The organism is Roseobacter sp. SK209-2-6 (assembly GCF_000169455.1).
Taxonomy (GTDB): domain Bacteria; phylum Pseudomonadota; class Alphaproteobacteria; order Rhodobacterales; family Rhodobacteraceae; genus Pseudophaeobacter.
Window position 1 is genome coordinate 118,142 of the sequence record NZ_AAYC01000013.1, and the last position, 25,708, is coordinate 143,849.

At 58.3% G+C, this 25,708-nt stretch carries 27 protein-coding genes and 1 pseudogene; 10 read left to right on the forward strand and 18 right to left on the reverse strand.

The features are described from left to right. Positions 1-340: 340 nt before the first annotated feature. The gene (locus RSK20926_RS18030; RefSeq protein WP_232281925.1) at positions 341-679 is read left to right on the forward strand and encodes a hypothetical protein; all 339 of its coding nucleotides are present in this window, start codon (positions 341-343) and stop codon (positions 677-679) included. A gap of 23 nt (positions 680-702) precedes the next feature. Beyond that, on the forward strand, positions 703-1,521 hold the full coding sequence (locus RSK20926_RS18035) for a fatty acid desaturase (protein WP_008208924.1): 819 nt from the start codon (positions 703-705) through the stop codon (positions 1,519-1,521). Positions 1,522-1,631: 110 nt separating this feature from the next. Here RSK20926_RS18035 and RSK20926_RS18040 read toward each other — a convergent pair whose 3' ends face one another. The 4 genes from RSK20926_RS18040 to RSK20926_RS18055 form a co-directional block, all read right to left on the reverse strand. Beyond that, entirely contained in the window at positions 1,632-3,002 is a 1,371-nt protein-coding gene (locus RSK20926_RS18040; protein ID WP_008208925.1) for a glutamate--cysteine ligase, read from the reverse strand. 64 nt (positions 3,003-3,066) lie between these two features. Further along, complete coding sequence (locus RSK20926_RS18045) at positions 3,067-3,594, reverse strand: hypothetical protein (protein WP_008208926.1); 528 nt, start codon at positions 3,592-3,594, stop codon at positions 3,067-3,069. Next, positions 3,591-4,478 (reverse strand): GNAT family N-acetyltransferase, encoded by an 888-nt coding sequence (locus RSK20926_RS18050; RefSeq protein WP_008208928.1) that lies wholly within the window; start codon positions 4,476-4,478, stop codon positions 3,591-3,593. Before RSK20926_RS18050 ends, RSK20926_RS18045 begins: the two co-directional genes overlap by 4 nt. After that, the gene (locus RSK20926_RS18055) at positions 4,478-5,251 is read right to left on the reverse strand and encodes a 16S rRNA (uracil(1498)-N(3))-methyltransferase (RefSeq protein WP_037255715.1); all 774 of its coding nucleotides are present in this window, start codon (positions 5,249-5,251) and stop codon (positions 4,478-4,480) included. Before RSK20926_RS18055 ends, RSK20926_RS18050 begins: the two co-directional genes overlap by 1 nt. A gap of 12 nt (positions 5,252-5,263) precedes the next feature. Here RSK20926_RS18055 and ubiA point away from each other — a divergent pair, with 12 nt between their 5' ends. The 3 genes from ubiA (at position 5,264) to RSK20926_RS18070 (ending at position 8,536) form a co-directional block, all read left to right on the forward strand. Continuing rightward, on the forward strand, positions 5,264-6,226 hold the full coding sequence (gene ubiA, locus RSK20926_RS18060; RefSeq protein ID WP_008208933.1) for a 4-hydroxybenzoate octaprenyltransferase: 963 nt from the start codon (positions 5,264-5,266) through the stop codon (positions 6,224-6,226). A 61-nt stretch (positions 6,227-6,287) separates the two neighbouring features. Further along, on the forward strand, positions 6,288-8,222 hold the full coding sequence (locus tag RSK20926_RS18065; RefSeq protein ID WP_008208935.1) for an OmpA family protein: 1,935 nt from the start codon (positions 6,288-6,290) through the stop codon (positions 8,220-8,222). Then, the gene (locus RSK20926_RS18070; RefSeq protein WP_008208936.1) at positions 8,219-8,536 is read left to right on the forward strand and encodes a hypothetical protein; all 318 of its coding nucleotides are present in this window, start codon (positions 8,219-8,221) and stop codon (positions 8,534-8,536) included. Before RSK20926_RS18065 ends, RSK20926_RS18070 begins: the two co-directional genes overlap by 4 nt. Positions 8,537-8,770: 234 nt before the next feature. Here RSK20926_RS18070 and RSK20926_RS18075 read toward each other — a convergent pair whose 3' ends face one another. The 11 genes and pseudogenes from RSK20926_RS18075 to RSK20926_RS18130 form a co-directional block, all read right to left on the reverse strand. Beyond that, positions 8,771-9,217, reverse strand: a complete 447-nt coding sequence (locus RSK20926_RS18075; RefSeq protein ID WP_008208939.1) for a molybdenum cofactor biosynthesis protein MoaE — start codon at positions 9,215-9,217, stop codon at positions 8,771-8,773. Positions 9,218-9,222: 5 nt separating this feature from the next. Further along, complete coding sequence (gene moaD / locus RSK20926_RS18080; RefSeq protein ID WP_037255670.1) at positions 9,223-9,468, reverse strand: molybdopterin converting factor subunit 1; 246 nt, start codon at positions 9,466-9,468, stop codon at positions 9,223-9,225. Beyond that, positions 9,468-10,139: a CDP-diacylglycerol--glycerol-3-phosphate 3-phosphatidyltransferase gene (gene pgsA, locus RSK20926_RS18085; protein ID WP_008208944.1), complete on the reverse strand. Its 672-nt coding sequence runs from the start codon at positions 10,137-10,139 to the stop codon at positions 9,468-9,470. The genes moaD and pgsA overlap by 1 nt, the downstream gene beginning before the upstream one ends. Before the next feature lie 248 nt (positions 10,140-10,387). Then, a complete protein-coding gene (uvrC, locus tag RSK20926_RS18090) occupies positions 10,388-12,256 on the reverse strand; it encodes an excinuclease ABC subunit UvrC (protein ID WP_008208948.1) in 1,869 nt (622 codons plus the stop codon). A gap of 315 nt (positions 12,257-12,571) precedes the next feature. After that, a pseudogene (locus RSK20926_RS18095) lies at positions 12,572-13,342 on the reverse strand (SDR family oxidoreductase); the annotation flags it as partial. A gap of 21 nt (positions 13,343-13,363) precedes the next feature. Then, on the reverse strand, positions 13,364-14,329 hold the full coding sequence (locus RSK20926_RS18100; protein ID WP_008208951.1) for a calcium/sodium antiporter: 966 nt from the start codon (positions 14,327-14,329) through the stop codon (positions 13,364-13,366). 171 nt (positions 14,330-14,500) lie between these two features. Further along, positions 14,501-15,298 carry a S49 family peptidase gene (locus RSK20926_RS18110; RefSeq protein WP_008208955.1) on the reverse strand — a complete coding sequence of 266 codons (798 nt, stop codon included), beginning with the start codon at positions 15,296-15,298 and terminating at the stop codon, positions 14,501-14,503. A gap of 216 nt (positions 15,299-15,514) precedes the next feature. Then, positions 15,515-16,276, reverse strand: a complete 762-nt coding sequence (locus tag RSK20926_RS18115) for an ABC transporter permease (RefSeq protein ID WP_008208956.1) — start codon at positions 16,274-16,276, stop codon at positions 15,515-15,517. Continuing rightward, positions 16,273-17,202, reverse strand: coding sequence for an ABC transporter ATP-binding protein (locus tag RSK20926_RS18120; protein ID WP_008208958.1), 930 nt, complete (start codon positions 17,200-17,202; stop codon positions 16,273-16,275). The genes RSK20926_RS18115 and RSK20926_RS18120 overlap by 4 nt, the downstream gene beginning before the upstream one ends. Positions 17,203-17,344: 142 nt before the next feature. Further along, the gene (locus RSK20926_RS18125) at positions 17,345-17,857 is read right to left on the reverse strand and encodes a CoxG family protein (protein WP_037255673.1); all 513 of its coding nucleotides are present in this window, start codon (positions 17,855-17,857) and stop codon (positions 17,345-17,347) included. Positions 17,858-17,993: 136 nt separating this feature from the next. Then, positions 17,994-18,914 carry an alpha/beta hydrolase gene (locus RSK20926_RS18130; RefSeq protein ID WP_008208962.1) on the reverse strand — a complete coding sequence of 307 codons (921 nt, stop codon included), beginning with the start codon at positions 18,912-18,914 and terminating at the stop codon, positions 17,994-17,996. A gap of 136 nt (positions 18,915-19,050) precedes the next feature. Here RSK20926_RS18130 and RSK20926_RS18135 point away from each other — a divergent pair, with 136 nt between their 5' ends. Beyond that, positions 19,051-19,545 (forward strand): winged helix-turn-helix transcriptional regulator, encoded by a 495-nt coding sequence (locus tag RSK20926_RS18135; protein WP_008208964.1) that lies wholly within the window; start codon positions 19,051-19,053, stop codon positions 19,543-19,545. Positions 19,546-19,592: 47 nt separating this feature from the next. Here the strand turns inward: RSK20926_RS18135 and RSK20926_RS18140 are convergent, their stop codons facing one another. Beyond that, entirely contained in the window at positions 19,593-20,453 is an 861-nt protein-coding gene (locus tag RSK20926_RS18140; protein WP_037255719.1) for a crotonase/enoyl-CoA hydratase family protein, read from the reverse strand. A 179-nt stretch (positions 20,454-20,632) separates the two neighbouring features. Next, positions 20,633-21,814: a 4-hydroxybenzoate 3-monooxygenase gene (pobA, locus tag RSK20926_RS18145; protein WP_008208969.1), complete on the reverse strand. Its 1,182-nt coding sequence runs from the start codon at positions 21,812-21,814 to the stop codon at positions 20,633-20,635. Positions 21,815-21,932: 118 nt separating this feature from the next. Here pobA and RSK20926_RS18150 point away from each other — a divergent pair, with 118 nt between their 5' ends. After that, positions 21,933-22,805, forward strand: a complete 873-nt coding sequence (locus RSK20926_RS18150; RefSeq protein ID WP_037255721.1) for a helix-turn-helix domain-containing protein — start codon at positions 21,933-21,935, stop codon at positions 22,803-22,805. A 22-nt stretch (positions 22,806-22,827) separates the two neighbouring features. Here RSK20926_RS18150 and RSK20926_RS18155 read toward each other — a convergent pair whose 3' ends face one another. Beyond that, positions 22,828-23,457, reverse strand: a complete 630-nt coding sequence (locus RSK20926_RS18155; protein ID WP_157133173.1) for a TetR/AcrR family transcriptional regulator — start codon at positions 23,455-23,457, stop codon at positions 22,828-22,830. Between the two features lie 156 nt (positions 23,458-23,613). Here RSK20926_RS18155 and RSK20926_RS18160 point away from each other — a divergent pair, with 156 nt between their 5' ends. The 3 genes from RSK20926_RS18160 to RSK20926_RS18170 are packed head-to-tail and all read left to right on the forward strand — an operon-like array spanning position 23,614 to position 25,663. Continuing rightward, on the forward strand, positions 23,614-24,798 hold the full coding sequence (locus tag RSK20926_RS18160; protein ID WP_008208974.1) for a lipid-transfer protein: 1,185 nt from the start codon (positions 23,614-23,616) through the stop codon (positions 24,796-24,798). Between the two features lie 11 nt (positions 24,799-24,809). Further along, positions 24,810-25,253 carry a MaoC family dehydratase N-terminal domain-containing protein gene (locus tag RSK20926_RS18165; RefSeq protein ID WP_008208976.1) on the forward strand — a complete coding sequence of 148 codons (444 nt, stop codon included), beginning with the start codon at positions 24,810-24,812 and terminating at the stop codon, positions 25,251-25,253. Then, on the forward strand, positions 25,253-25,663 hold the full coding sequence (locus RSK20926_RS18170; RefSeq protein ID WP_037255723.1) for a MaoC family dehydratase: 411 nt from the start codon (positions 25,253-25,255) through the stop codon (positions 25,661-25,663). The genes RSK20926_RS18165 and RSK20926_RS18170 overlap by 1 nt, the downstream gene beginning before the upstream one ends. Positions 25,664-25,708 lie beyond the last annotated feature (45 nt).

The window sequence follows — 25,708 nt, forward strand, 5'->3', positions numbered from 1 at the left end:
CTTGTTCGGCGGTCCTGCCCTTTGGGTCACGCTCAAATACATGGGACCGAGTCCTTGGACTATTCTATCCAGCCTTGGCGCAAATGCCTTCGGGACGCCAATCTATTACACCGTCCATCACCATCTCGCTGACAAAAAGACGTTCCCATTCGGGAACTCAGCCAGCACCGTCGCGGACATAATGTTATGGGGCATTCCCTTCTCATTCATCTGGGGAACCATGTTCTGGCTTAGCTATCGCCACATGTCCCACCAACGGACCAACTGACCCGAAAAGGACATCCAAATTTTCCATGAAATCGCAATCTACCTTGGCCTGGGCGTGATGATGCTCCTGGCCATGACTGTGATGATCCTGCGCATCGGCTCCCTGCCCGGCGCTTGCCCGCAATCCGGGCGCGCTGCCAGGCCAGCGGCTGTCTCCATTGCCACCGGCTATACCATGGTTGGGTTAGGTGGCATCATCCTGATCGGCGCAGTCATTCCAATGCTAGAGGCAGGTTTTCTGCCCCTGCTGCCCGGGCTGGGACTGGTGGCGATTGGCCTCGGTCTTGGTTTCTCCCATGCGATTGCGACCCTACGCGCTGTGGTGCGCGAGGCTCTGCACGGCGAGCGCACCATTCAAAAGAAAGAGGCGGACAAAAGCCCTTCCTCTTCAGAGATCGCGCACCCCGCTTAACCCCAACTCAGACAGGAGAAAACATGTGCTTCCCAGCCCCTCGTGAACACGCGCCCCGCTATGTGCAGTGGCGAGATCTGCTGCCAGTCACCCGCCGCCAGCGTTGGGTCGAACTGACATTGCCACTGCCCTGGCTGGCGCTCTCTTGGGGGCTTTATGCATCTTCGCTTTGGCCCCAGGGCGCCGTGGCGAGTTTCATGTTCTTCCTCTGCGCTCTGCGCCTGAACCATGAGGCGATCCATGGCAATCTCGGCCTGGCGCGACGCTGGGATATCGCCCTTTTGCATCTGCTTAGCGCGCTGATGATGGGGTGCAATAGCTCTGTCGCCTGGAGCCACATGCAGCATCATCGCCATGCCATGGGTCCCGGAGACATCGAGGGGCATTGCGGCCATATGGGCGCTGGTGAAGTCCTGCTCTATGGTCCGCTCTTCCCCTTTGACCTGATCCGCGCCTGCTGGCGCCTAGGCCGGAACAAATGGCGCCACCGGATGCTACGGGACGGGATTTTTGTGGCCCTAACGGCTGGGCTCACTCTCTGGAGTGGCTCGGGCTTTCTCCAATTCCATATGGCGGCCATGCTGGTGGCGCAATGCCTGACCGCCTTCTTCGCGGTCTGGATCACCCATCAGGGCACGGAAGGCACAGGCCTGGCAGCGCGCAGCCAGCGCGGGGTGCTGGCCCGCATCGCCTATCTGATGTTCTACCACCGAGAGCATCACCTGTTTCCAAAAGTGCCGGTCAGCCGCCTGCCCGATCTTGCCGCCCGGCTCGATGCCCAGGTGCCGGGCTATGCCGCCTCCCGCCAGCCTGTGGTGCCTTGGCTGGATCCTACGCGCTAGTCGCAGGAGGCCTCTCCACCGGCACAGCGCCTGTAGGCGCCGCCAGTAGAACCGCGCCAGAAAAAGGGGCACCTCAGCGGCGCCCCCTTTCCGTCATTTCCACATGTAAATCAGTAGCTGTAATCGCCGTAGATTCGGGTCAGATCGCCGCCCCAATCCCCCTCAAAGCGCTCCAGCAGCTCATCAGCGGGCACTTTACCGCTGTCGATACTATCCTTCAGCGCGTTGAGGAAATGGGTCTCATCCGGGATCAGGCCATTGGCGCCTGGGCGGGCGCGATTTTTCAGGCCAGAGTGTGAAATCGCCACCACTTCACGGGCCAGGTCGTGCATCTTGATACCGTTCACTTCGGCCTGAAGCCCAGCGCGCGAGGCTTCCACACGCAGTGCTTCGCGGGTCTCCGCATCCCAGTTTTTGACCAGATCCCAGGCCGCATCCAAGGCGGATTGATCGTAGGTCAGACCAACCCAGAAGGCCGGCAGGGCACAAAGACGGCGCCAGGGGCCGCCATCGGCGCCGCGCATCTCCATGTACTTCTTGATCCGCGCCTCGGGGAAGGCGGTGGTCAGGTGATCTGCCCAATCCGACATGGTTGGGGTCTCACCGGGCAGTGCGGGCAGCTCACCCTTCAGGAAATCGCGAAAGGACATGCCCAGCGCATTGATGTATTCGCCATCGCGATAGACAAAATACATCGGCACATCGAGCGCATATTGCACGTAAGCCTCAAAGCCAAAGCCTTCGTCAAAGACAAAGGGCAGCATGCCTGTGCGCGCGTCATCCAGATGCCGCCAGATCTTGCTGCGCCAGCTTTTGTGGCCATTGGGTTTGCCCTCAAAGAAAGGCGAATTGGCAAACAGGGCTGTGGCCACGGGCTGCAATGCCAATGCCACGCGCAGTTTCTGCACCATATCGGCCTCGGAGGCGAAATCGATATTCACCTGCACGGTGGTGGTGCGGCGCATCATGGCGCGCCCCATGGTGCCAACCTTCTCCATGTAGTCGTTCATCAGCCGGTAACGCCCCTTGGGCATCAACGGCATTTCCTCATGTTCCCAGATCGGGGCCGCGCCAAGTCCGATGAAGCCAACGCCAATCTTGTCGGCAATCTCTTTGACTTCGCGCAGATGGGTGTTCACCTCATCACAGGTCTCATGGATGGTCTCCAATGGCGCGCCCGAGAGCTCCAGCGCCCCCCCTGGCTCCAGGCTGACATTGGCGCCATCTTTTTCCAGCCCGATCAGATTGCCGCCCTCGGTCACCGGGGACCAGCCAAACTTGTCGCGCAGCCCTTCCAGCACCGCCTGGATCGAGCGCTCCCCAGCATAGGGCAGCGGCTTCAGCGTATCCTTGCAATAGCCGAATTTCTCATGCTCGGTTCCGATGCGCCAGGCATCGCGGGGCTTGCAGCCGCTGGCGAGATATTCTGCCAGCTGTTCGTGGCGTTCGATGGGTCCGCCGCCGGACTGGGGAATGGACATGCCGGGCACTCCGTCCTGAAGGTTTGTCTTGGAGGATCAGTGGTGAGCGGAATCGCCACCAGTGTCAATGCAGCCTGTGCAGTGGCGGGCGCGAAGGAGTGCGCTCCCAGATCACGACCTGGTGAGCACCTCCGCGTCGCAACTCGGACAACATACGCTCGGTCTTTAGGCCCGGAAGGGCGGCAAAGACATCAAAGAGCACCTCATGGCCTTCGGCATTAACCGGAATTGCCAGGGGTGCCTGTCCGTCCTGCTCCAGAACCCAATGGGCAGGCTTAGCGGTGGGATCCAGGCGCAGCCGCTCCAACTCTGAGGTTGCAATGGCGCCACCTGTGAGCGGGCCGAAATAGGCGATTTGCCCCTCATCCACGCGCACCACCCCAGGGCCTCCGGCACCGAGGCGAAATCGCAGGCGTTGCGCGCCGATGACCGCAATGATCACGCCAATGACGATCAGCGCCCAGCCGGTCGCCTTGGTCACCCCAAAGGAGGTGAAGGCCCAATTCAGCCCGATCAACAGCATCAGCGCCGCTACGATCAGTTCCCGCCAGCGCCAAAGAGCAAGGCGGGCCTCAGGGCGAATGAAACTCATGACAGGTCTTCCTCCAGGATGGCAGGCAGGGTAACCGGCGGGTCAAAATTCACGATCCGGTAGTCCCCGATCCGGACAAAGCCGATCGCCTCATAGGCGCGGGCGGCAGCGGGGCTGGCAGCAAAGAGGATGGCCTCTTGCACGCCAGCCTCGCGGGCCTCCGCCAGATGCAGCGCGACCGCACGGCGCGCGTGCCCAATCCCGCGATACTCTGGCGGCGTGAAGACACCGCCCACCTGCACGATACTGGGTAGAGAGGCGTTGAAATTGGTCATGGCCACGGGTTGGCCTGCCTCTTCCAGGATGCGCAGTCGATCAGCCTTCAAAAGTTCTTGCAGGGTACTGCGGGCATAGGCGCGGTTGGCTTCGGCATCCTTGCCGCCCAAGATTTCAACCTCGGAGGCGATGCGCCAGTTGGTCAAAAGATCCAGATCCTCGACCAGAGCCGGACGCAGTTGAGTTGACCCGTCGGGCACCTCAAGATTTGCGGTTTTCAGCGCATAGTGGGGCTCCGCTTCGTCCATGACGGCACTTACCATGGGCAGATCCAGCGCTTCGACAATGGCCTTGGCCTGCGCATTGGAACCGTTGAGCCCGCGAAGCTCGCAACCTGATAAGGCCTGTCGCAGGGGCGCTATCAGTTCGGCGTTGAAATCTGGAGCCTCAAAGACAAAATACCCGGCATTTGCATAGCCAAAGACATTGCGTATCTCGCCAGCATCTTCGCTGAACCAGAGTGTCATGCTCTTGGGGTGATCGCCTGTGCTGCCCTTGCTAAGCCCGAAATCACTGAGGTTTCCTGAGAGAAACATAGAGGTCGCCACCCGAGGCGCGAGAAAGCCGCGCAGTCTTGGCAGATCTGCTTCACTTGCCCGCCACAGCATCACCAATCTCCCAGTGTCTGCTGCCAAACTGTCATGGCGGCCACAGCGGCGGTATCTGCCCGCAGGATGCGCGGGCCGAGGCTGACCACATGGGCCTGTTCCATGGCGTGCAGGCGCTTGCGCTCTTTGTCAGAAAAGCCGCCCTCGGGGCCGATCAGAATGGCCCAAGGTTGAGAAACCGCACCCGGAACCGGTTCGCTTGCGGACCGGTCAGCGCCCGTCCCACCCCCCTGGGTTAGGTCCAAGAACCGTTGCTGCCCCACCTCAGCCTCATCGCAGAACATCAACTGGCGTTTTGCGGGCCAATCATCCAACAAGCGAGAGAGTTTTTGCAGATCACAAACCTCAGGCACATAGGTGCCGCCGCATTGTTCCGCAGCCTCCACCGCATGGGCCTGCAAGCGGTCCTGCCTAATGCGTTCGGAATTGGTATATTCGGTGCCCACCGGCAGGATTTTCGCGGCGCCCATCTCCGCAGCTTTTTCAACAATGAAATCCGTGCGCGCCTTTTTGATTGGCGCAAAGATCAGCCACAGATCAGGCGGCATCTGCAACGGCTTGCTCTGTTCAATGCAGGTGAGCGTTCCGCCGCGCTTGCCCGCCTCAGAAATCTCTGCCTGCCATTCACCATCGCGCCCGTTGAACAGGGCCACATGCCCGCCCAGCGCCTGGCGCATAACCCCAAAGAGGTAATGCGCCTGGTCCTTCTCCAGAGGAATGGATTGCCCTACACCCAAAGGGTGCTCTACATACAGTCTGATTTTCGCACTCATGAGGCCATACATATGCAAGGTGACGCGCCAAAACCAGATGGTCAGGTCGCAGATGCGGTCAAAGGCAATTGGGTTGATGAAATCGCACCCGAATGGAGCCGCCCCTACCTGCGCCTCAGCCGTGCGGATCGTCCCATTGGCACCTGGCTTTTGCTAATCCCCTGCTGGTGGGGGTTGGCTCTGGCGATCCTCTGGGATGGGCAATGGGGCTGGCACGACGCCTGGATCGCCATTGCCTCTGGCCTCGGGGCCTGGCTGATGCGGGGCGCAGGATGCACCTGGAACGATATTACCGACCGCAAGTTTGACGGGGCCGTGGAACGCACGCGCTCACGTCCAATCCCTTCGGGTCAGGTCACCGTGCGCGGCGCGGTAATCTGGATGGTGCTACAGGCGCTGATTTCCTTTGGTATCCTTCTAACTTTCAATCGCATGGCCATATCGATGGGCATTCTGGCACTGCTGCCGGTTGCGATCTATCCCTTTGCCAAACGTTTCACCTGGTGGCCCCAGGTCTTTTTGGGGCTTGCCTTCAACTGGGGAGCGCTCTGGGCCTGGACCGCCCATACCGGCGCGCTGCATTGGCCTGCGGTCTTTCTCTACCTCGCTGGGATTTCCTGGACCCTGTTCTACGATACAATCTATGCACACCAGGACACAGAGGATGACGCCCTGATCGGGGTGAAATCCACCGCCCGCCTGTTTGGCGACAATACACCGGCCTGGCTTCGCCGCTTTATCGTGGGCACCGTTTCCCTGATGGCCTTTGCAGTCATCCTGGCCATGGATCTGGAAGGGAGCATGCTGGCGCTGGTGATTGCCCTAGCTGGCCCATGGGCCATGGGCTGGCATATGACCTGGCAATTGCGGGCCTTTGATGCCGAAAACAATCTGCGCCTGTTGCAACTCTTCCGACTCAACCGAGATACCGGCCTGATTCCGCTCATTTTCTTTGCGGCGGCCCTTTTCGCCTGATTGAAACAAGACGCGCTGACAGGTAGACAGAGGCAGAATTTTCTGGGGAATTGACTAAAGAATGCGCCTGTCATCGCTCTTGGTTCCGGTCCTTACCTTTTCAGCGGCCGCCGGTCTTAGCCTGGTTGCGGCCAGCTTTGCCGTGACAGCAGTTGAGCGCAACAGCGAAATCGCGCTGCGCCAGTCCCTGGATGTCAGCGGCATGCATTGGGCTGAGGTCACGGCCGATGGCCTGCAGGTCATCCTGCAGGGCACTGCCCCGGATGAGGCCTCTCGCTTTTCCGCGATCTCCCTCGCGGGTGGTGTGGTTGATGCGGCGCGGGTCATCGATGAAATGCATGTGCCGCCCTCCGAAGGTCTGGCCCCTCCGCGCTTCTCGGCTGAGATCCTGCGCAATAGCAGCGGCATTTCCATCATCGGGTTGGTCCCTGCAGCCTATTCGCGAGAGACCCTGGTTCAGGACCTGCGTCGTCTGACCCAAGCAGGTCCTGTTTCCGATCTCTTGGAGAGCGCCCGCTACCAGCCTCCCAAGGGTTGGGACACCGCGATGAGCTTTGCGGTAAAGGCCCTATCCGACCTGCCGCGGGCAAAGATCTCCGTAGACGCCACAAGCGTTGGCATTACAACCATGGCTGCGGATGATGCCGAGAGAGAGCTTCTATCTGCTCGGTTCAACAAGATGGCTCCTCCGGGGCTGCGCCTGGTCCTGGACATCAAGACAGCGCGCCCGGTCATCACGCCCTTTACCTTGCGGTTCCTCAAAAGCGCAGAGGGCGCCAGCTTTGACGCCTGCTCAGCAGATAGCGAAGAAAGCCGCGACCGCATCCTGGCCGCAGCGCATTCTGCGGGCCTGGAAGGAAAAGCAAGCTGCACCATCGGCATGGGGGTACCCTCTCCGAATTGGGCACGCGCGGCAGAGCTTTCCATTGCCAGCCTTGGCACTCTTGGCGCAGGTGCTGTCACCATTGCGAATGCAGATATCACTCTTATCGCCGCTGAAGGGACCGAACCGGCACTTTTTGACAAAGTCGTGGGAGAGCTGGAGAACACCCTGCCGGATGTCTTTGCCCTCCATGCCGTATTGCCCATCCCTGCCGAGGTGGGCGCCGAGGCAGTTCCAGAATTTACAGCCACGCTGAGCCCTGAAGGTCAGGTGCAACTGCGGGGCCGTATCAATGATGAACGCGCCCGCGATGCAACCTCTAGCTATGCGATGGCCCGTTTTGGCGCAGAAGCAGTTCACACCGCGACCCGCGTAGTTCCCGAACTGCCAGCGGATTGGCCCGTCCGCGTTCTGGCCGGGCTGGAGGCGCTGTCACACCTTGAACGTGGCTCTGTCTCCATCCAGCCAGACAACCTGCGTCTGCGCGGTATGAGCCACAGCAAAGAAACACCGGCCGAAGTATCCGGCTTTCTCTCCGCCCGCCTGGGCGAAGCTGAAAGCTATGATTTGAAAATCACCTATGAGGAACCTCCTGCCCCCAAGGATCAGCCGATGTCTTTGGAAGTCTGCGCGGAAAAACTCACCTCTCTACAGGACGTAACGGGCAAAATTCACTTTGAACCAGGCTCCGCCACGGTTGCCGCCGGAAGCAGCGCAACTTTGGACAAAGCGGCGGAAGTTCTGGAGCTCTGCGGACCTATTCGCCTTGAGATCCAGGGACACACCGATAGTCAGGGCCGCGAGGGGATGAACCAGTCTCTCAGCCAGGCCAGGGCCCAATCAATCCTGAATGAGCTACGCGCCCGCCGTATCCGCACCTCGACGATCTTGGCCAAAGGCTATGGCGAAAGCACCCCAATTGCGACCAATGACAGCGAAGAAGGGCGGGAGGCAAACCGGCGGATTGAATTCAAAGTGATCTTCCCAGAACAACCCGCTGAAACCCCCACCGCGCTCGAGGAGGCTGCTGCCGCTGACGCAGCAGCAGCGGCGACAGCTGAAACAGCAGGTGCAGGTGAAGGCACCAACGAACAGGAGACCGCCGGACAATGAATAGAGCCGAGTTTATTCTCACCACCGCGATCATTCTGTTTGTGGCCTTTGCCATGGGCTGGTTTGCGAACTGGCTGGTTCACCGTTTCACCCGCGTTCGGCAAAGTGATGTTGCCGATCTGGATCGGATGAGTCAGGAGTTGCACGAGGCAGAAGAGACGCGGGATCAGGCGATTACCTATCTGCAGCAACGTGAGGCCGAACTGACCAACCAGCTCACCCAGACAGAGGCCGAACTTCGTGCTGCCATGGACGGGCTGCGGGATGCGCGGCGCGAAACAGAAGAGCTGCGCGCCCATCTGCATCAGGGCTGAGCTCAGACCATGCAGAGCAGATCTGATACTAGCTTGGAAAACCCGGTCAGCTTGAAACGACACAGCGCCGCGCATTGCGCGGCGCCAGGCCCAACAGGCACAGCTCATCTTTGATGAGCGCAGGACTGGCGGGAGCATTTGCGCAATCTAAGGTCGTCCCCAACTCTATAGGCTCCAATCTGCAGTCAGATTGCATCTACAGCAGATGGGGACGGCAATTCTGCCCCCAAATGCTTACCAGCGGGTCAATGCCTCTTCATCAATCTCTTTTGCTTCAACCCAGGAAGCGCTGCCATTTTCCAGAATTTCCTTTTTCCAGAAAGGGGCGCGGGATTTGAGGTAGTCCATCAAAAACTCAGCCGCCTCAAAGGCCGCAACCCTATGGCGCGCCGCAGTCGCAACCATCATGATCTGCTCGCCAGGCTCCAGCCGCCCATGCCGGTGAATGACCAGAGCATCCGCCAGCGACCAGCGCGCCATGGCGTCTGCCGTGATCTTCTCCAGCGCCTTTTGCGTCATGCCCGGGTAGTGTTCGATCTCCATCGCGACCAACCCACCGGCATCCGCATCACGCACCACACCGGTAAAAGTGACAACCGCACCTGCCCCCGCGCATCCAGCCGCAAAGGCTTCGGCTTCGCGACCAAATTCAAAGCGCTCTTCCTGGACCTTCACATGCATGGATCTCAGCCTCCGGTCATTGGCGGGAAAAAAGCAACCTCTCGCACCCCCTCAAGTGACGCGTCGAAATCAGAGAGTTCCTGATCCAGCGCCACCCGCAGAGCAGACAGATCCGCAAAAGCAGCAGCATAGCGTTCTTCGCGCACGCTTAGTTCCGCCACAAGTTCCGACACCGTCGCAGCTGTGCTTTCTACCTTCTCCCGTGGCAGGCCGATACGCTCTCGCACCCATGCAAAATAAACCACATCCATCATCTGGTCTCCTTTAGATGGGGCAAAGCCTTGCGCATATAGTCTACGCCGGTGATCAGCGTCAGGGCAGCCGCGACCCAGAGCAGCACCAGCCCCAACAAGCCCGACCAACTGATTGCAGCCACTTTCCAGCGCAGGCCAACCTCATCGCTCACCAGCCCTTCCAGAACCTGCTGCCGCAGCAATTCGTCCATGCCAAGGGAAGACATCACCGCATGATGCTCAAAGATGCCCTGGGAAAACAACGTGGCGATTGCAATCATCTGCGTTGTGGTCTTCCACTTCGCCAGTTTCGTAACCTTAAGCGTTCCAGCCGTATCGCCGAGATATTCCCTTAGCCCTGAGACAAAGACTTCGCGGAAGAGGATCACGGTTGCAGGAAGCACCAACCAAGGTGTCCAATGCTCAGCAGCATAGCCAACCAGGATCATCAGCGCGATCACCACCATGGCCTTGTCGGCAATCGGGTCCAGCATCGCGCCGATTTTTGTCTCTTGCTTTAGGGTGCGCGCAAGATAGCCATCAAACCAATCCGTGACAGCAGCCCCGACAAAGAGGACCAACGCGAAATAGTCCGCCAAAGGGCGCGAAAAATAGAGGAACATGATGGCGAGACCAGGCGCAGCCAGCAGGCGAACCATGGTCAGAATATTGGGCAGTGTCCATTTCATGTCGCGGACCCTACAATGCAGCCCCGGAACATAAAAGAGACCCAAACCGTATTTTCCGCATTCTCAGATCAACCTCAGCATATTTTGAAGAATAGCCCTGCACATTCTCTTGCGCGTTCTATGCCTGGTAAAGACGCCAATGAGCTGGGTTTCCCCCCAATTCGAATGACCTTTGCCCCCGGCATAAGATCCATAGATCTGCTCATGGGCTTGGCCCATCCCGCAAAGCCGAAAACACTCCTGCTTTGTCAGCCCTTTTCGTGGAAAAAATCATAGATCGTTTCCGCCAGGGCGCTGGAAATTCCCTCAACCGCTTTCAGATCCGCCAGATCAGCCCTGCTCACGGCTTTGGCACTGCCAAAATGCGCCAGAAGCGCGCGTTTACGAGAGGCACCAACCCCAGGCACCTCATCCAGTGGCGTTGCACCAATCGCCTTGGCACGTTTGGCACGGTGGGTGCCGATCGCAAAACGGTGCGCTTCATCCCGCATGCGCTGGATAAAGTACAAAACCGGGTCATTGCGCTGCAGCGCAAAGGCATTTTCACCGGGCCGGTAGAATTCCTCCTTGCCGTGGTCCCGGTCGACACCCTTGGCAACGCCCACCATTGGAATGTCCTCAACCCCGTGCTCCTGCATGATTTCGGCCACGGCAGAGACCTGCCCTGCCCCACCATCAATCAACAAGAGATCAGGCCAATGGCCTTTGTCGCGATCCGGGTCTTCCTTTTTCAAACGTGAGAACCGGCGGTGCAGAACCTCTTTCATCATGCCAAAGTCATCCCCCGGCACCAGGTCATCCCCCTTGATATTGAACTTGCGATAGGCGTTTTTCATAAAGCCTTCGGGGCCTGCTACGATCATCGCACCAACGGCATTGGTGCCCTGAATATGAGAGTTGTCGTAGACTTCGATGCGCTGGGGAGAGGCTTCCAGCCCAAAGGCCTCGGCGATGCCGCGCAATAGCTTGGCCTGGGTAGCGCTCTCCGCCATGCGCCGTGCCAGGCTTTCTCGCGCATTGCGCACCGCACCGGCCACCAGCTCTGTCTTCTCCCCCCTGAGCGGCACCAGGATCTCCACCCGGCGTCCGGCCTTGCCCGACAGGGCCTCTGCCATCAGGTCGGCGTTCTCGATCGCATCGGAAAGGATCAACTGACGCGGGGGTTCCTTGTTGTCGTAGAACTGGCCCAGAAAGGCTTCCATCACCTCTGCCGGGTTCATATCCGCGTCAACTCGTGGGTAGAAATCCTGATTGCCCCAGTTCTGATTGGCGCGGATAAAGAAGACCTGCACGCAGGCCTGCCCCCGTTCCATGTGCAAACCGACGATATCCGCCTCGGCAACGCCACGCGGATTGATCCCCTGGCTGGACTGCACCTGGGTGAGTGCCTTGATCCGGTCCCGCAATGCCGCCGCGCGTTCAAATTCCATAGCCTCGGAGGCTGCCATCATCTCTTCGGCCAGCTCCTCCTGAATTTTGGTGGAGCGCCCGGACAGGAACCGCTCTGCATCACGGACCGAAAGCAGATAGTCACTTTCAGAGATTTCCCCGGTGCAGGGGGCAGTGCAGCGTTTGATCTGATATTGCAGACAGGGCCGGGTCCGGCTTTCAAACATCGCATCCGAGCAATTACGCAACAAAAACGCCTTTTGCAGCTGGCTCAGCGTCCGGTTCACTGCCCCAGCGCTAGCGAAAGGCCCAAAGTAGCTGCCCTTCTCCTTTCGCGCACCGCGATGTTTTTTGATCTGCGGAAAGCGGTGGTTCTTGGCCACCAGAATATTTGGAAAGCTCTTATCATCGCGCAACAGCACATTGTACTTTGGCTTGAGCTGCTTGATCAGGTTCTGTTCCAGCAACAGCGCCTCAGTCTCTGTCCTAGTGGTCAGAAACATCATGGAGGCGGTCAAAGCAATCATGCGCTCGATGCGGGGACTATTGCCGGGGCGCGTGTAATTCGACACCCGCGCCTTCAGATTGCGCGCTTTCCCAACGTAGAGCACCCTGCTCTCGCTATCGAGCATACGATAAACCCCAGGTGAAGCATCCAATGTCTTCACATAGTCTTGGATCACGGCATAACCGGTTCTGTCTGGGTGCGGAGCGGTCTCATCAGTCATGGGGTAAGTGATATGATTCTCCGCCCTCGGCTGCAATGTCTCTGGGTCTGTTTCAAGGGGGCAACAAATCCACCAACCTTGTGGATAAGTTTGGAGATATCTTCGGGCTATCCCGTGTTTCCCCTTATTTTAAGCTACAAAATCTCAAATGCCTAAAAAATAGGCAATCCTGTAAGTTGTTGTTTTTAAAGTAAAGAAAAAGGTGCGCCTATCAAGTTTTTGAAAACAAAGACTCTTTTGTAACAAGCCTGTGAAGTCAAAGACCAAGGTGCACAACTTTCCCCTGGGGCAGGCTATGCTGTCCAGGTTCGGCGCCTAAGCGCCTCGATTTTCCCACACCAGATGTTGGCCCCCATCGACGCAAATCAGTTGCCCTGTCACTGCGGAGGCGCCCAGCAGATAGCTGAGCGCCGCAGTAACATCCCCTGCGTTTGCGCCACGCTTTAAGATAGTGCCTGCACGTTGCTTGGCAAATTCTTCCGGGCTCTGATGGACATTGGCCAGAACCGGCCCCGGCCCAATGGCGTTGACCCGGATATGCGGGGCCAATGTCTGGGCCGCAGTCTGCGTCAATGTCCAAAGGGCCGATTTCGCCAGCGTATATGTCATGAAGTCGGGAGAGAGGTTTTGCACCTTCTGATCAACCATATTGACCACAAGACCCGCCGCTCCAGGTTCTCCATGTTCATCCGAAACAGCTTGAATTCCTTGCGCGGCCATTGCCTGGATCAGCAAGAAAGGCGCCTGGAGATTGCTGCCGAAATGCCGTCTCCAACTTTCCTCTGTCGCATCCAACACACTGTCAGGTTCAAAAATCGAAGCGTTATTCACCAGGCAAGTGATCTCTCCACCCAGTGCCTGCGCAGCCTGAGGCAACAGCGCCCGAGTTTGCGCGGGATCCAGCAGATCAGCCTGAAGGCCCACCGCCTGACGGCCCAAAGCGCGGATTTCGGCAACCACAGCCGCAGCCTCGGTACCAGAGCTGCAGTAGTGTACCGCAACATCGTAGCCTTCTTTTGCCAGATGCAGGGCCAAGGCCCGTCCCAGTCGTTTGCCAGCCCCAGTTACCAATGCTCGCATTCTTGCCTCCGCACTCGCTGCAAGCCGTCAGAACAATATTGCAAGATAGACTAGGTAAAGTCCGGTCAAAAGAAAGCCCCAAAGCCGCGTGATGTCTTTCTTTAGGAAGACAAAGGGCACGATCAGAAGCGTCGCTCCCAACATGACCCATAGGTCAAAATACAAGAACTCTGGATCAACCGAGATTGGCCCCACCATGGTGGCAACGCCGATGATGGCCAAGAGGTTGAACATATTGGAGCCGATGACATTGCCAAGAGCCACGTCAGCCTGACGACGCAGGGTTGCCATGACCGTGGTTGCAAGTTCAGGCAGAGAGGTGCCGATTGCAACCAGCGTCAGACCGATCACCGTCTCGCTCACATGATACATCCGCGCGATAATGGTGGCATTGTCGACCAGCAGATCCGCGCCCAATGGCAGACCAATGAGACCAAGCAGCAAATAGGTTGCGATCTTCCACCAGGGAAGATCCGGGTCGGCCTCTTCCAGGCCGTCCAGAGCTTCCATGTCGCCCTCTTCACCATCTTCACAGGCACAACTGCGGTGATAGCGCGCTTCGCGAAAGGCGCCCAGTAAGAACAGGCTGAGAGCCGCCAATAGGATCAGTCCAGACCAGATTGTAAGCGTGCCGCAGAAGGCCAGAACGATGAACAGCACGGTTGCAGCCAGCATCTGCAGATAGCTTTTGCGGGTATTGCACTGGCTGGTATGCAAAGTCGCCAGTATCGCGGGAATTCCCAAAACCAATAGGATATTGGCCGTGTTCGACCCAACAACATTGCCCAGAGCAATACCGTCAGCATTGTCGTGAACCGCATTGATTGCGATCAGCAGCTCAGGTGCTGAGGTGCCAAATGCCACAATCGTCAAGCTGACAATCAGGGCCGGAACACCAAGGCGCAAAGACATGTTCACCGCGCCACGAACCAAAGCATCCCCTGCCAAAAGCAGGATCACCAATCCCAAAGCACATAGCAGCCAAGGCATCATGACCGGGGTCCTTTGATCTTACAGGCACAGGGCCCTTTACCGATTTTAAAGCGCCCGCAGGAGGGGCAACGCGCAGCATCCAATCGTTTCTTCCCCGGGAAAGTAAACTTGCCGAACATGGCCAGAACCGCCATGACAACCAGGAAAATGGTAACGATCTTGAAAATCACCTCAGAGACCAAAACGCGCAAATTCCGCGCGCTCCTCAATCCCTGTCAGCGCATCCTGCGCCAGTCGCATGCCAAATCGGCTGAGGAAGGGTTTTTTCATTCCATAGCGGCGGATCTGCACCTTATCACCAAACCGCTGTTTTAAGGCGGGCTGCAGGTGCCCGATCCCATCGATCAGCCCCAGATCAACCGCACGGCGCGCCAACCAGACCTCACCGGTGAACAGCTTGTGGCTACCATCCAGCTTATCCCCCCGGCGCTCGGTCACATGGTCGATAAAATTCTGATGGATATCTTCCAACAACCCTTTAAGGCGGGTGACATCTTCGGGGTTCTCGGCCCGGAACGGGTCCAGCATGGATTTGCTCTCACCTGCGGTATAGACTCGGCGTTCGATCCCGTGACGGTTCAGCAACTCATGCGCGCCAAATCCCGCAGAGATCACCCCGATGGAGCCCACAACAGAGCTGGCATCAGCCCAGATCTCATCGGCAGAAGCGGCCAGCCAGTATCCACCCGAAGCAGCGACATCTTCAACAAAGGCTATAACGGGGACGTTCTTTTCCTTTGCCAGACGCTGGATCCGCGCCCCGATCAAGGAACTCTGCACAGGTGAGCCGCCCGGAGAATTGATTTCCAGCGCAACGGCAGCGGGTTTGCCTTTGGAAAAGGCACGCTCAAGAACCGGCGCCAGAGCAGCATCGCTCAGCGATCCGCGACCGGGCATTCCGATCGCGCCATTCAGGCGTACAACAGAGACAAGGGGCGGTTTTTTCAGAAAGGGCAAGCGCAGCATCATTGCGCCGATGTAGAATGCCGCAGGGGCCGAAACAAGGGAGGCCGCCGCGGAAAGCGCGGCTTTGGCAAAATGTGATGAGGCACATGCATTATTGCAACGCTCCCTAGGCGCAATGCACGCATAGCGCGCACCCCTGCCAGATGGGGCGCTAAAGAAGACAGTTCGGGTCAGGCCGGAAGAAATCTCACTTTAGAATCAGGGTGCTACAGATCCGGCCTAGGCGCGGATGCGCCAACCGGTTTTGAAAATCCACCAGATGATGCCAAGGCACAACGCCGTAAACCCCGTGATTGCCATTAAGCTGACCGCGACAGGCACATCGGACGAGCCAAAGAAAGACCAGCGAAAACCAGAGATCAGATAGACCACCGGATTAAAGAGGGTAATTTTCTGCCAGATCGGGGGAAGCATCGAAATCGAATAGAAAGATCCCCCCAGAAACACCAAGGGCGTCACCACCAGAAGCGGCACCAGCTGCAGCTGTTCAAAATTCTTGGCCCAGATCCCGATAATAAAGCCCATCAGCGCGAAACTGAGGCAGGTCAACACCAAGAACAGTAACATCGCCAAGGGGTGCTGAATTGTCAGATCCACAAAGAGGGAAGCCGTGGCCAGGATCACCACGCCGATGAACAGGGCCTTGGTTGCTGCTGCGCCAACATAGCCGATGACAATCTCCAGAAAACTGACCGGAGCGGAGAGCAACTCATAGACCGTTCCGATGAACTTTGGGAAATAAATCCCAAAAGACGCATTGGAAATGCTCTGGGTCATGACACTCAGCATGATCAGCCCTGGGACAATAAAGGCGCCGTAGTCGATGCCCTCCACCTGGTCGATCCGGCTGCCGATGGCGGCCCCAAAGACCACAAAATACAGCGAGGTTGAGAGAACAGGCGACAGGAAGCTTTGAAACAGGGTGCGAAAAAAGCGATGCATCTCAAAGCGATAGATCGACCAGATTGCTGTCCAGTTCATGACTGCCCTCCTGAAACAAGCCCAACAAAAATATCTTCCAGGCTGGATTGCCGGGTGGAGACATCCCGCAACTGCAGCCCGGCAGCCGCTACATCGTTGAGCAAGGCCGTGATGCCGGTCCTCTCTCCCTTGGTGTCATAGGTGTAGATCAACGTGTCACCCTCTGTTGAAAGCTCCAGCTGATGGTCCGCCAGCGCTTTCGGGATCTCCGGGATCGGCCCTGCCAATTGAACGCAGAGTTGCTTTTGACCCAATTGAGTCATCAGCTCATCCTTGTCTTTGACCAGAAGGATCTGCCCACCGGTTATGACACCTACCCGATCCGCGATGGCTTCCGCTTCTTCGATGTAATGCGTGGTCAGGATGATGGTCACACCATTGTCCTTTAGCTCCTGGACCACTTCCCACATGTCTTTGCGCAGCTCCACATCCACGCCTGCGGTCGGCTCATCCAGAAACAGCACCCGCGGCTCATGTGACAGCGCCTTTGCAATCAGAACCCGGCGCTTCATGCCGCCGGACAGCTCCTTGATCTGGCTGTCGCGTTTATCCCAGAGCGAGAGCTTTTTGAGAATCTCCTCGATCAGCGCATCATTGCGGGTTTTGCCAAAAAGCCCGCGTGAGAACCGCACCGAGTTGATCACCTTTTCAAAGGGTTCCAGATTGATCTCCTGCGGAACCAGCCCGATCAGAGAGCGCGCCGCGCGAAAATCCTTCTCGATGCAATAGCCCCCGACCAGCACCTGACCGGAGGTGGCATTGATGATCCCGCAAATCGCTGAAATCAAAGTGGTCTTTCCCGCTCCATTGGGGCCAAGAAGGGCCAGGATCTCCCCCTCTTCGATCTCAAGTGAGACGCCTTTCAGGGCTTCAAAGCCGCCCTCATAGGACTTGCGCAGATCGGATATGGACAGGATCGCAGCCATGATGTCTCCGTAGCAAAATGAATGAGCGGAAAGCTAACCAGTCCGTTGTGGCAAAACCAGTAAGCACGGCGCGCATATCTATGTGCAGCAGCGCAGAGTTGAACTGACAGGATTGGGGTCGCCAGCTGTGCGGTTGATTCCGTCAGGCGCCGCCCGTGATCTTCTTCAGCCAACCCTTTTTCTCTTCAGAGGATTCGGGCTCTGCCTCTTCTGCTTCCGGTGCCAGGTGGGTCTGAAGATTGACAAAGAACTGGTCCGCCATCTTCTTGGCAAAGCCATCAATGATGCGACTGCCAAGCTGCGCCAGCTTGCCGCCAACCTTGGCCTCGACCTCATAGCTGAGCATGGTGCCCCCATCAGAAGCAGTAAGACTGACCTGCGCCCCGCCTTTGGCAAAACCAGCCGCGCCGCCTTTGCCCTCGCCAGAGATCGTCAGTTTTTCGCCCTCAACCAGATCCGAGAGCGTCACCTGCCCTTTGAAGGTTGCCTTTACTGGTCCAACCTTCTGGGTCACTTTGGCCTCAAAACCCTCTTCGACGCTGCCGGTGACTTCCTGTGCTCCGGGCACGCAGGCCAGCAGTACCTCAGGTGAGAGCAGCGCTGCATAGACCTCGGCTGGGGTGGCGGCGATTTCCTTTTGGTCACTCATCTGCATGGGCGTCTCCTCTGGCGGCAACTGGGTGGCAGGCAATTGGGCTGGGTGCCCTTGCGCTAACATCCAATAGACCTAGCCGAGGTGGCCGCCCCCTGCCAAGGTCGCAAAGCAGATATTGCCGCGGAGCAGCCTCAGGTTAACGTAGCGTCGGGTCGCCGAAAAAGGCGGTGGCCTTGGCGATTGTACTGCTGTCTTGCAAGATACGCGCATGCCCCAGACCTGCGCTTAACTCCAGTGTTGCACTGGGCCAGGCCTCTGTCAGGGCTTCAACTTCGCTCAAAGGTGCCATCTGGTCAGCGCTATCCTGCAGGATCAATGCCGGGAGACTGAGACCCTGCACCAATCGCTGGGCTTTCAACTTGGAGAATTCGATCCCATGGCGGGCCTCAATGCGACGCTGGGCCAGCTTTGCAACCCGTTCGGTAAAGCCCAGCTGAGCCGCAAGACGCTGCATAAAGCTCTCCAGGTCCGGCATGGGTGCCACCAGGACAACGCGCTCTGCCCGAAGCCCCCGATGCAGCGCAGCGATCACAGCCGAGGCCCCGGCTGAATGTCCGATGATGCCCTCCAAGGGCCCGACCCTACCGGCGACCTCCAGCAAGGTTTCGATCATTTCCGGCAGAGAGCTACGGCTGCCTGCAGCGGCGCCATGGGCTGGCATGTCGAATGAGATAACCCGATACCCCGCCGCGATGAGAGGCGCCGCAAAGCCCCCCATTTGCCCGGCACTGCCGCCAAAGCCATGTACCAGCAAGATGGTTGGCACCGGCGCCTCATCCAACACCCCGTATTTGCTGGGCAATGCGCGCCATTCATAAAGCGGCACCTCCTGCCCCGAAGGCAGTGAGAGCGGCCGTGCCGCGCTGGACAGCAACCAGTTACGCTCCTGTCGTTGCAGTTTTCGCGCCGCTGGCCGCGTGAACAAGAAGGCAAACAGCTTTGACGCCAAGCTGGGGCTCAACTTGCTGAAACCAGAAACCGCATGGGGCAGCCATCCAGGCTGCAGGCGGGTATTTCTGCGCCGGTCTTGCGCGGAGACCATGGAAAGATTGACCATCGTGCACATTCCTCCTCTGGGGCTCAGCAACGCGACCAAGACAGGTGGATTGGTTGTGAGCAATAATTGAGTTCTATTTTGGAACTCATTATCAGTTCTATTTGAGAACTATGTCAATCCGTGTTAATACTGGGGTATGAAGTGGCATGATTTGAGCGAAGAGGCCTGCCCATTGGCGCGGGCAATGGGAGTGGTCGGTGACCGCTGGACGCTGCTAATTCTGCGGGAGTGTTTCCTGGGGGTCAGGCGTTTTGATCACTATCAGAAACGCCTGGGCATCACCCGGCACCTCTTGGCCGAACGGCTAAAGCGGTTGGAGAGCATGGGTTTGCTGGAAAAGCGCCCCTACCAGGAACGCCCTCTGCGCCATGAATATCGGCTCACAATGTCTGGCAAAGAATTTGCGCCCGTTCTGCTGGCCATGCAGCATTGGGCGCAGCGCAATCTGCCCAGCGAAGAGCCAATGCCCTTTGCCTTTGTCTCTCGCGAGAGCGAAAAGGTGGTGGAACCTGTCGTCACGGATCGCGACAGTGGAGAGGAGTTGAACCATCGGACCGTGCTTATGGTGCCAGCAGATCCAGAGGCCGCAAAAGCAATCGCCAAGCACCTGCCTCAGCTGGGTTGGAAGTAGAAAACCCAGGCCTAGCGCGGCTTATGCACCAGTGCGGCCAGACCAGCTTACCGGTTGCGCTTTGGGAGTTCCTCATTGTTGGTCCAGTCAAAGGTGCCTGCGTCACGCTCTTGAACCGCCTGTTTCCAACCCACAGCTTCTGAACGGTGCTTAAAGTTCATCCCTTCGGGAGAATGCCGCGTGATCCCATCAAAGATCGTCGCCAGGCGCTGTGTCTGCATCATTCCGGTTTGCTCAATGGCCTGATTGATCACCATTTTCTGCATCGCCAGTTGATTGATCGGGACTGTCGCCATGCGCGCGGCCATTTCCTCAACCGCATCTTCCAACTGCTCCTCTGGCACCGCCTTTAGCACCAGCCCCATGTCAGCGGCCTCCCGGCCAGTGATCTTATCGCCGGTAAAGAGCATCCGTTTTGCCCGCTCGGCCCCCAGCCGATAGACCCACATCGCGGTTGTTGGGCAACCCCAAACCCGTGCGGGCATGTAGCCGATCTGCGCCTCTTCGGCCATGATGGTCATATCCGCACAAAGTGCGATATCGGACCCGCCGGCAACAGCAAAGCCATGAACTTTGCAGACAACCGGTTTGAACGCCCGCCAGAGAGACATGAAATGCTGCGTGTTCTCCCACATGAAGCGGTAGTCTTTGATCGGATCCCAGGGCATTTCCTGAGTGGCCTCCCCGTTGCCGTTTCCTTCGGCATAGAAGGTCAGATCATAGCCCGCGCAAAAGGCCTCCCCCGCGCCGGAAAGAACCATGACGTGAACGCCAGGATCCGCATCCGCCTCTGCCACCGCGGCGGCCAACTGACGCGGCAACGTATCATTGATGGCATTCATGACCTCTGGCCGGTTCAGGATGATCCTGCCTATGCGGCCTGTTTTCTCAAAGATGACATCTTGCATATGGGGTCCTGTCTCTAGTTTGGCGATCCCGGGGCTGGCACGGATCGGGCGCTGGCCTGGATGTTTCGCCCAAACTAGAGAACCATGGCCACCCTGCTCCGCCAAGCCCCACCGACGCAGCGTCAAATGGGCCTGAGACATCTCAGAACAGTGGGTTTTCAGCCTGCCGGTGCTGATCTCTAGTAGGGCAGACCCACGTAGTTTTCCGCCAAGGAGGCCTGAGCAGCCTCGGAGGAAAACAGATAGTCGAGATCAGCGCATTGCAGCCTCAAATCGGTTTTGCTCATCTCTGGGAAACGATGCAAAAGATTGGTCATCCACCAGCTGAACCGCTCTGCCTTCCAGACCCGCGCCAGCGCCTTTTGAGAATAGTTCTCCAGCCCGGCACTATCGCCCTTCTGATAATGCGCAAGAAACCCCTGATAGAGATAGTGGATATCGGAGGCCGCGGAATTGAGCCCCTTTGCCCCTGTCGGCGGCACAATGTGAGCGGCGTCGCCGGCAAGGAACAGGTTCCCATAGCGCATGGGTTCTGCCACAAAACTGCGCAGAGGTGCGATGCTCTTTTCTATAGACGGTCCGGTCTCCAGCCCGTCGGCTACCTGTTGTGGCAAACGTTTTTTCAGCTCAGACCAAAAGGCTTCATCGCTCCAATCTTCGGCCCGGTCCGTAAGAGGGACCTGAATGTAATAACGGCTGAGAACCTGGCTTCGCAGCGAACAGAGTGCAAACCCACGTTCGTGCCTTGCATAGATCAACTCTGAAGCGGCCGGGGGTGTATTGGACAAAACGCCCAGCCAGCCAAAGGGATAGATCTTTTCATATTCGCACAGCACATCGGACGGAATGCTCTTGCGGCTCACCCCATGGAAACCATCCGCGCCCACGACAAAATCGCAATCCACCCGATGCGTGCCGCCGTCCTTTTCATATGTCACATAAGGGTGCTGTGAGGTCAGCTCATGCAGGCGGACATTTTCCGCCAGATGCACAACTTCGCCACCCATTTCATCCCGCGCATCATAGAGGTCGCGCGTAACCTCGGTTTGGCCATAGACCATGACCGATGCACCATTGGCTGATCCTTGCAGATCCACGCGGTCCATACGCCCTTGGTGTGCAATCATAAAACCATGATGCTGTTCGCCCTCAGCCTCCATGCGCGTGGCACAGCCCGCTTCCCGCATCAGCTGGACAAAGCCCTGCTCCAGCACGCCCGCTCGGATGCGACCCAGAACATAGTCCCTTGATTGTCGTTCCAGCACCACGGTGTCGATCCCCTGCCGGTGCAGGAGCTGCGACAGGAGTAGCCCGGATGGACCACCGCCAATGATAGCAACCTGTGTTCGCGTGATCGTCATGGGCAGCTCTCCTGAATGTGGCACCCCACTGCTGAGCGCCTAATTTCGGACTACAATATGCACCGTTCAACAGCCATTGCGAATGGACCCAGCGCGCAGCATCTTGTACAATTCAAACATGAATTCCAGTTCCCGCATCCACAACTACAACCTCTTTGGTGAAACCGCCGAGCTGGCGGATGTGCTGCATGTTGAAACCATCAGGGCCCGTTCGGAACTGCATGACTGGCAGCTGAAGCCCCATCGGCATGCGGGCCTGCATCAACTGCTGTTTCTCACCCATGGCGGCGGAACTGCGGAATTCGACGGCATCAGCTATCCCCTGCAAGAGCCCTGTCTAGCGAATATCCCACGCCGAGTGGTCCACGGGTATCAATTCCGGCCGGGCAGCAATGGCTGGGTTGTGACCCTCACCTGCGAGCTGCTGGATCACTGCCTGCAAGAGGGAGAGGGCGTACGCAGCCCCTTGGAGACCGCCGGTGTGGTCCCTCTCCACCCCGCGATGCTAGAGCTCGCACGGAGCCTTTTTGAGGAGTATCACCGCCAGGACTTTGCCCGGGCCCAGGTTTTGCGATCTCTTGCCGGGGCCTTGTCCGGCCTGACCGCGCGCGCCATGCAGGAAGCTGCGGATGCGGAGCAATCCAGTTCCACCAATCCACTCTTTGCGCATTTCGAACAGCAGGTGGAGCGGGATTTCCGCAGCCGCAAACCCCTGTCGGACTACGCCAGGGATCTGGCCATTTCGCCAACTCACCTGAACCGGGTTGTGCGTCAGGCCACAGGCCAACCCGCCTCTACTTTGATTAATGAGCGCATGCTCCGTGAGGCGCGCCGTCTATTGATCTATACAAACCTGACAGCAGCCCAAATTGCCTATGAGCTGGGCTTTTCCGATCCCGCCCATTTTAGCAGGGTCTTTGCCAAAGGCAGCGGGGTCGCCCCTGTCAAGTTTCGTCAGCGTCAGTCAAAGGAAGGCCGTGGCGATCCGTAACGACCCTCCCCATCTGGGAGGGCTAGGCTTGCTGACTGTCCGGCATCAAACCCTGCATCATCAGCGAGAGGTATTGCTCTGCGATTTCCTCTTGCGGAACCGGGGAGGCGACCCTGTTCCAATGCGGGATCCAGTTCAAGGCTCCAAAAATGGCAGCGGTGACCAGCCGTGGATCACAGGGGCGCAAAACACCCTCTTCAATCCCCTGAGCAATCAGCGCACGCAGCTGATGATCCACCCGCCCCTTGCTCTCACGCAACTCGGCTTGACGTTCCGGCGAGAGACTGTGCTCTCGTACCATGGCGATGGTCGCCCCTAAATCTCCGGAAACCCAAGCACAATACCCGCGTATCAACAGCTGAACTCGGTCGAGCACCGGCAGGGTCTCATCCTGGGCTTGTTGCATGGTTTCGCCTAAAAACTCCAACCCCAGCTGGTGACAACCAAAGAGGATGTCCTCCTTGCTGTCGACATAGTAGTAGATGGTGCGTTTTGTGATGCTGAGCGCCGCCGCGATTTCCTCAAGCGAGGTCTGCTCATAGCCCTGATCATTGAACAGCCGCGCGCCGGCCTCCAGCACGGCACGGCGTTTTGCCGCGCGCTGGTTCGGCGGCTGATCACCGCTGCCCTGCCCCCAACCCTGCTTGCTCATCTGCCTTGACCCCTGCTGCATTCGGGCGCTGAGACTGGACCGTTCTCAGTGACGTCCGGTAATTACACTCATGAGTTACATCATTCTTGACGCAAAGCCCAGCCCCCGGCGAAGGTAACCCAAGAGTGTAATTTGCGTTCCATTGGGGAGTGAACAATGACAGGAAATGCAAGGGTCGCAGGCGTCGGCATGACCAAATTCGCCAAACCGGGCCAAAATGCTCCCTATACGGAAATGGGGGCGTCGGCGGTGCGCGCAGCATTGGAGGATGCGGGTCTCCCTTATGACGCGGTGCAACAGGCCTATGCCGGCTATGTCTATGGCGACAGCACCTGCGGGCAAGCTGCCCTCTATCCGGTTGGCATGACAGGCATCCCGGTGATCAATGTGAACAACAATTGCTCCACCGGCTCAACCGCCCTGTTCATGGCCCGCCAGGCGGTGCAGTCCGGCGCGGTGGATGTGGCGCTCGCCCTGGGCTTTGAGCACATGCAACCCGGGGCGCTAACGTCGCACTGGGATGACCGCCCCAGCCCCTTTGCCGCCTTTGATGCGGAAACCGACGATCTGGTTGGACATCCGGAAATCCCGCTGGCGCTGCGTTATTTCGGTGGTGCGGGCAAAGCTCATATGGAGAAACACGGTTCCTCGATGCAGGATCTGGCCCGCATTCGCGCCAAGGCCAGCCGTCATGCGGTGAACAACCCGCTGGCGCTGTTCCGTCAGGAGGTCACCCCCCAGGATGTGCTCGACAGTCCCACGATCTGGGAGGGCGTGATGACCCGGTTGATGGCCTGCCCGCCCACCTGTGGCGCGGCCGCAGCCATTCTCGTCAGTGAAGCCTATGCTCAAAAACACGGCCTCAGCCAGGCGGTGAAAATCAAAGGTCAGGCGATGACCACCGATTACGCCTCCACCTTTGAGGCGCATGACATGATGCAGGTGGTTGGCTACGATATGACTGCCGCAGCCACCAAACAGGTGCAGGAGCAGACCGGCATTGGCATCGAGGATGTCGATGTGGTCGAGCTGCACGACTGTTTTGCCCATAACGAGATGATCACCTACGAGGGGCTGGGACTCTGCCCCGAGGGGGGGGCCAGCCAGTTCATTGCCGATGGTGCCAATACCTATGGCGGCAAGTTTGTGACCAACCCCTCGGGCGGGCTGTTGTCAAAGGGGCACCCACTGGGCGCCACCGGTCTGGCACAGTGTTACGAGCTGACGCGGCAATTGCGCGGCACCGCAGGCGCCACCCAGGTCGAAGGCGCGCGCACGGCACTTCAGCACAATCTTGGCCTGGGCGGCGCCTGCGTGGTCACGCTCTATCAAGCGGCCTGAGGGAGAGCGCGATGATTGACCGCACATTCATCGGGCGGAGCTTTGCCCCCCTAACCGTTGCTGTGGAGGCAGGCCGACTGCGCGCCTTTGCCAGCGCCACCAATCAGCGCGACCCGATCTACCGGGATCGCATAGCGGCACAGGCGGCGGGCTATCGCGACATCCCCGCGCCGCTGACATTTCTGTTCACGCTCGATCTGGAACGGGAGGATCCGTTCTATTTCATCAATGAGATGAAGATCGAGCTGGCTCGTGTATTGCATGGGGAACAGGCATTCACCTATGGCGCGCCGATCTGCGCCGGGGATGAGGTGACACTGACCAGCACCGTCGAGGATATCTTTGATAAAAAAGGCGGCGCGCTGGAGTTTGTCACCCTCAAGACGCATGCAACCAACCAATTGGGTAAGGATCTGGGCACCATGACCCGCAGCATCGTGGTGAGGAACGCATGATGAGCGACGTGACTTTTGACAGTATCGAAGTGGGCGACAGCCTGCCCGCGCTCACCCAGCGCGAGATCAGCCGCACCACGCTGGCGCTTTTTGCCGGAGCCTCGGGCGACCACAATCCGATCCATATCGACATTGATTTTGCCAAAGCCGCAGGCATGCCGGATGTCTTTGCCCATGGCATGTTGAACATGACTTATCTGGGCCATCTGCTGACCGCCTGGGTGCCGCAAAGCGCCGTGCGCGAATTCTCCACCCGTTTTGTCGCCATCACCCAGATCCATGCGGAGGTGACCTGCACTGGTCGCGTGGTGGAGAAACGCGAAGGAAATCTGGTGGCGCTGGAAATTGAGGCCACCGATCAGAATGGAGAGGTGAAACTGGCAGGCAAGGCGCTGGTCGAGCTGCCTTAGCGACAAAAGCAGCCCGTCCGCGGGCGGAAGCAAAGTGCCCTTCCC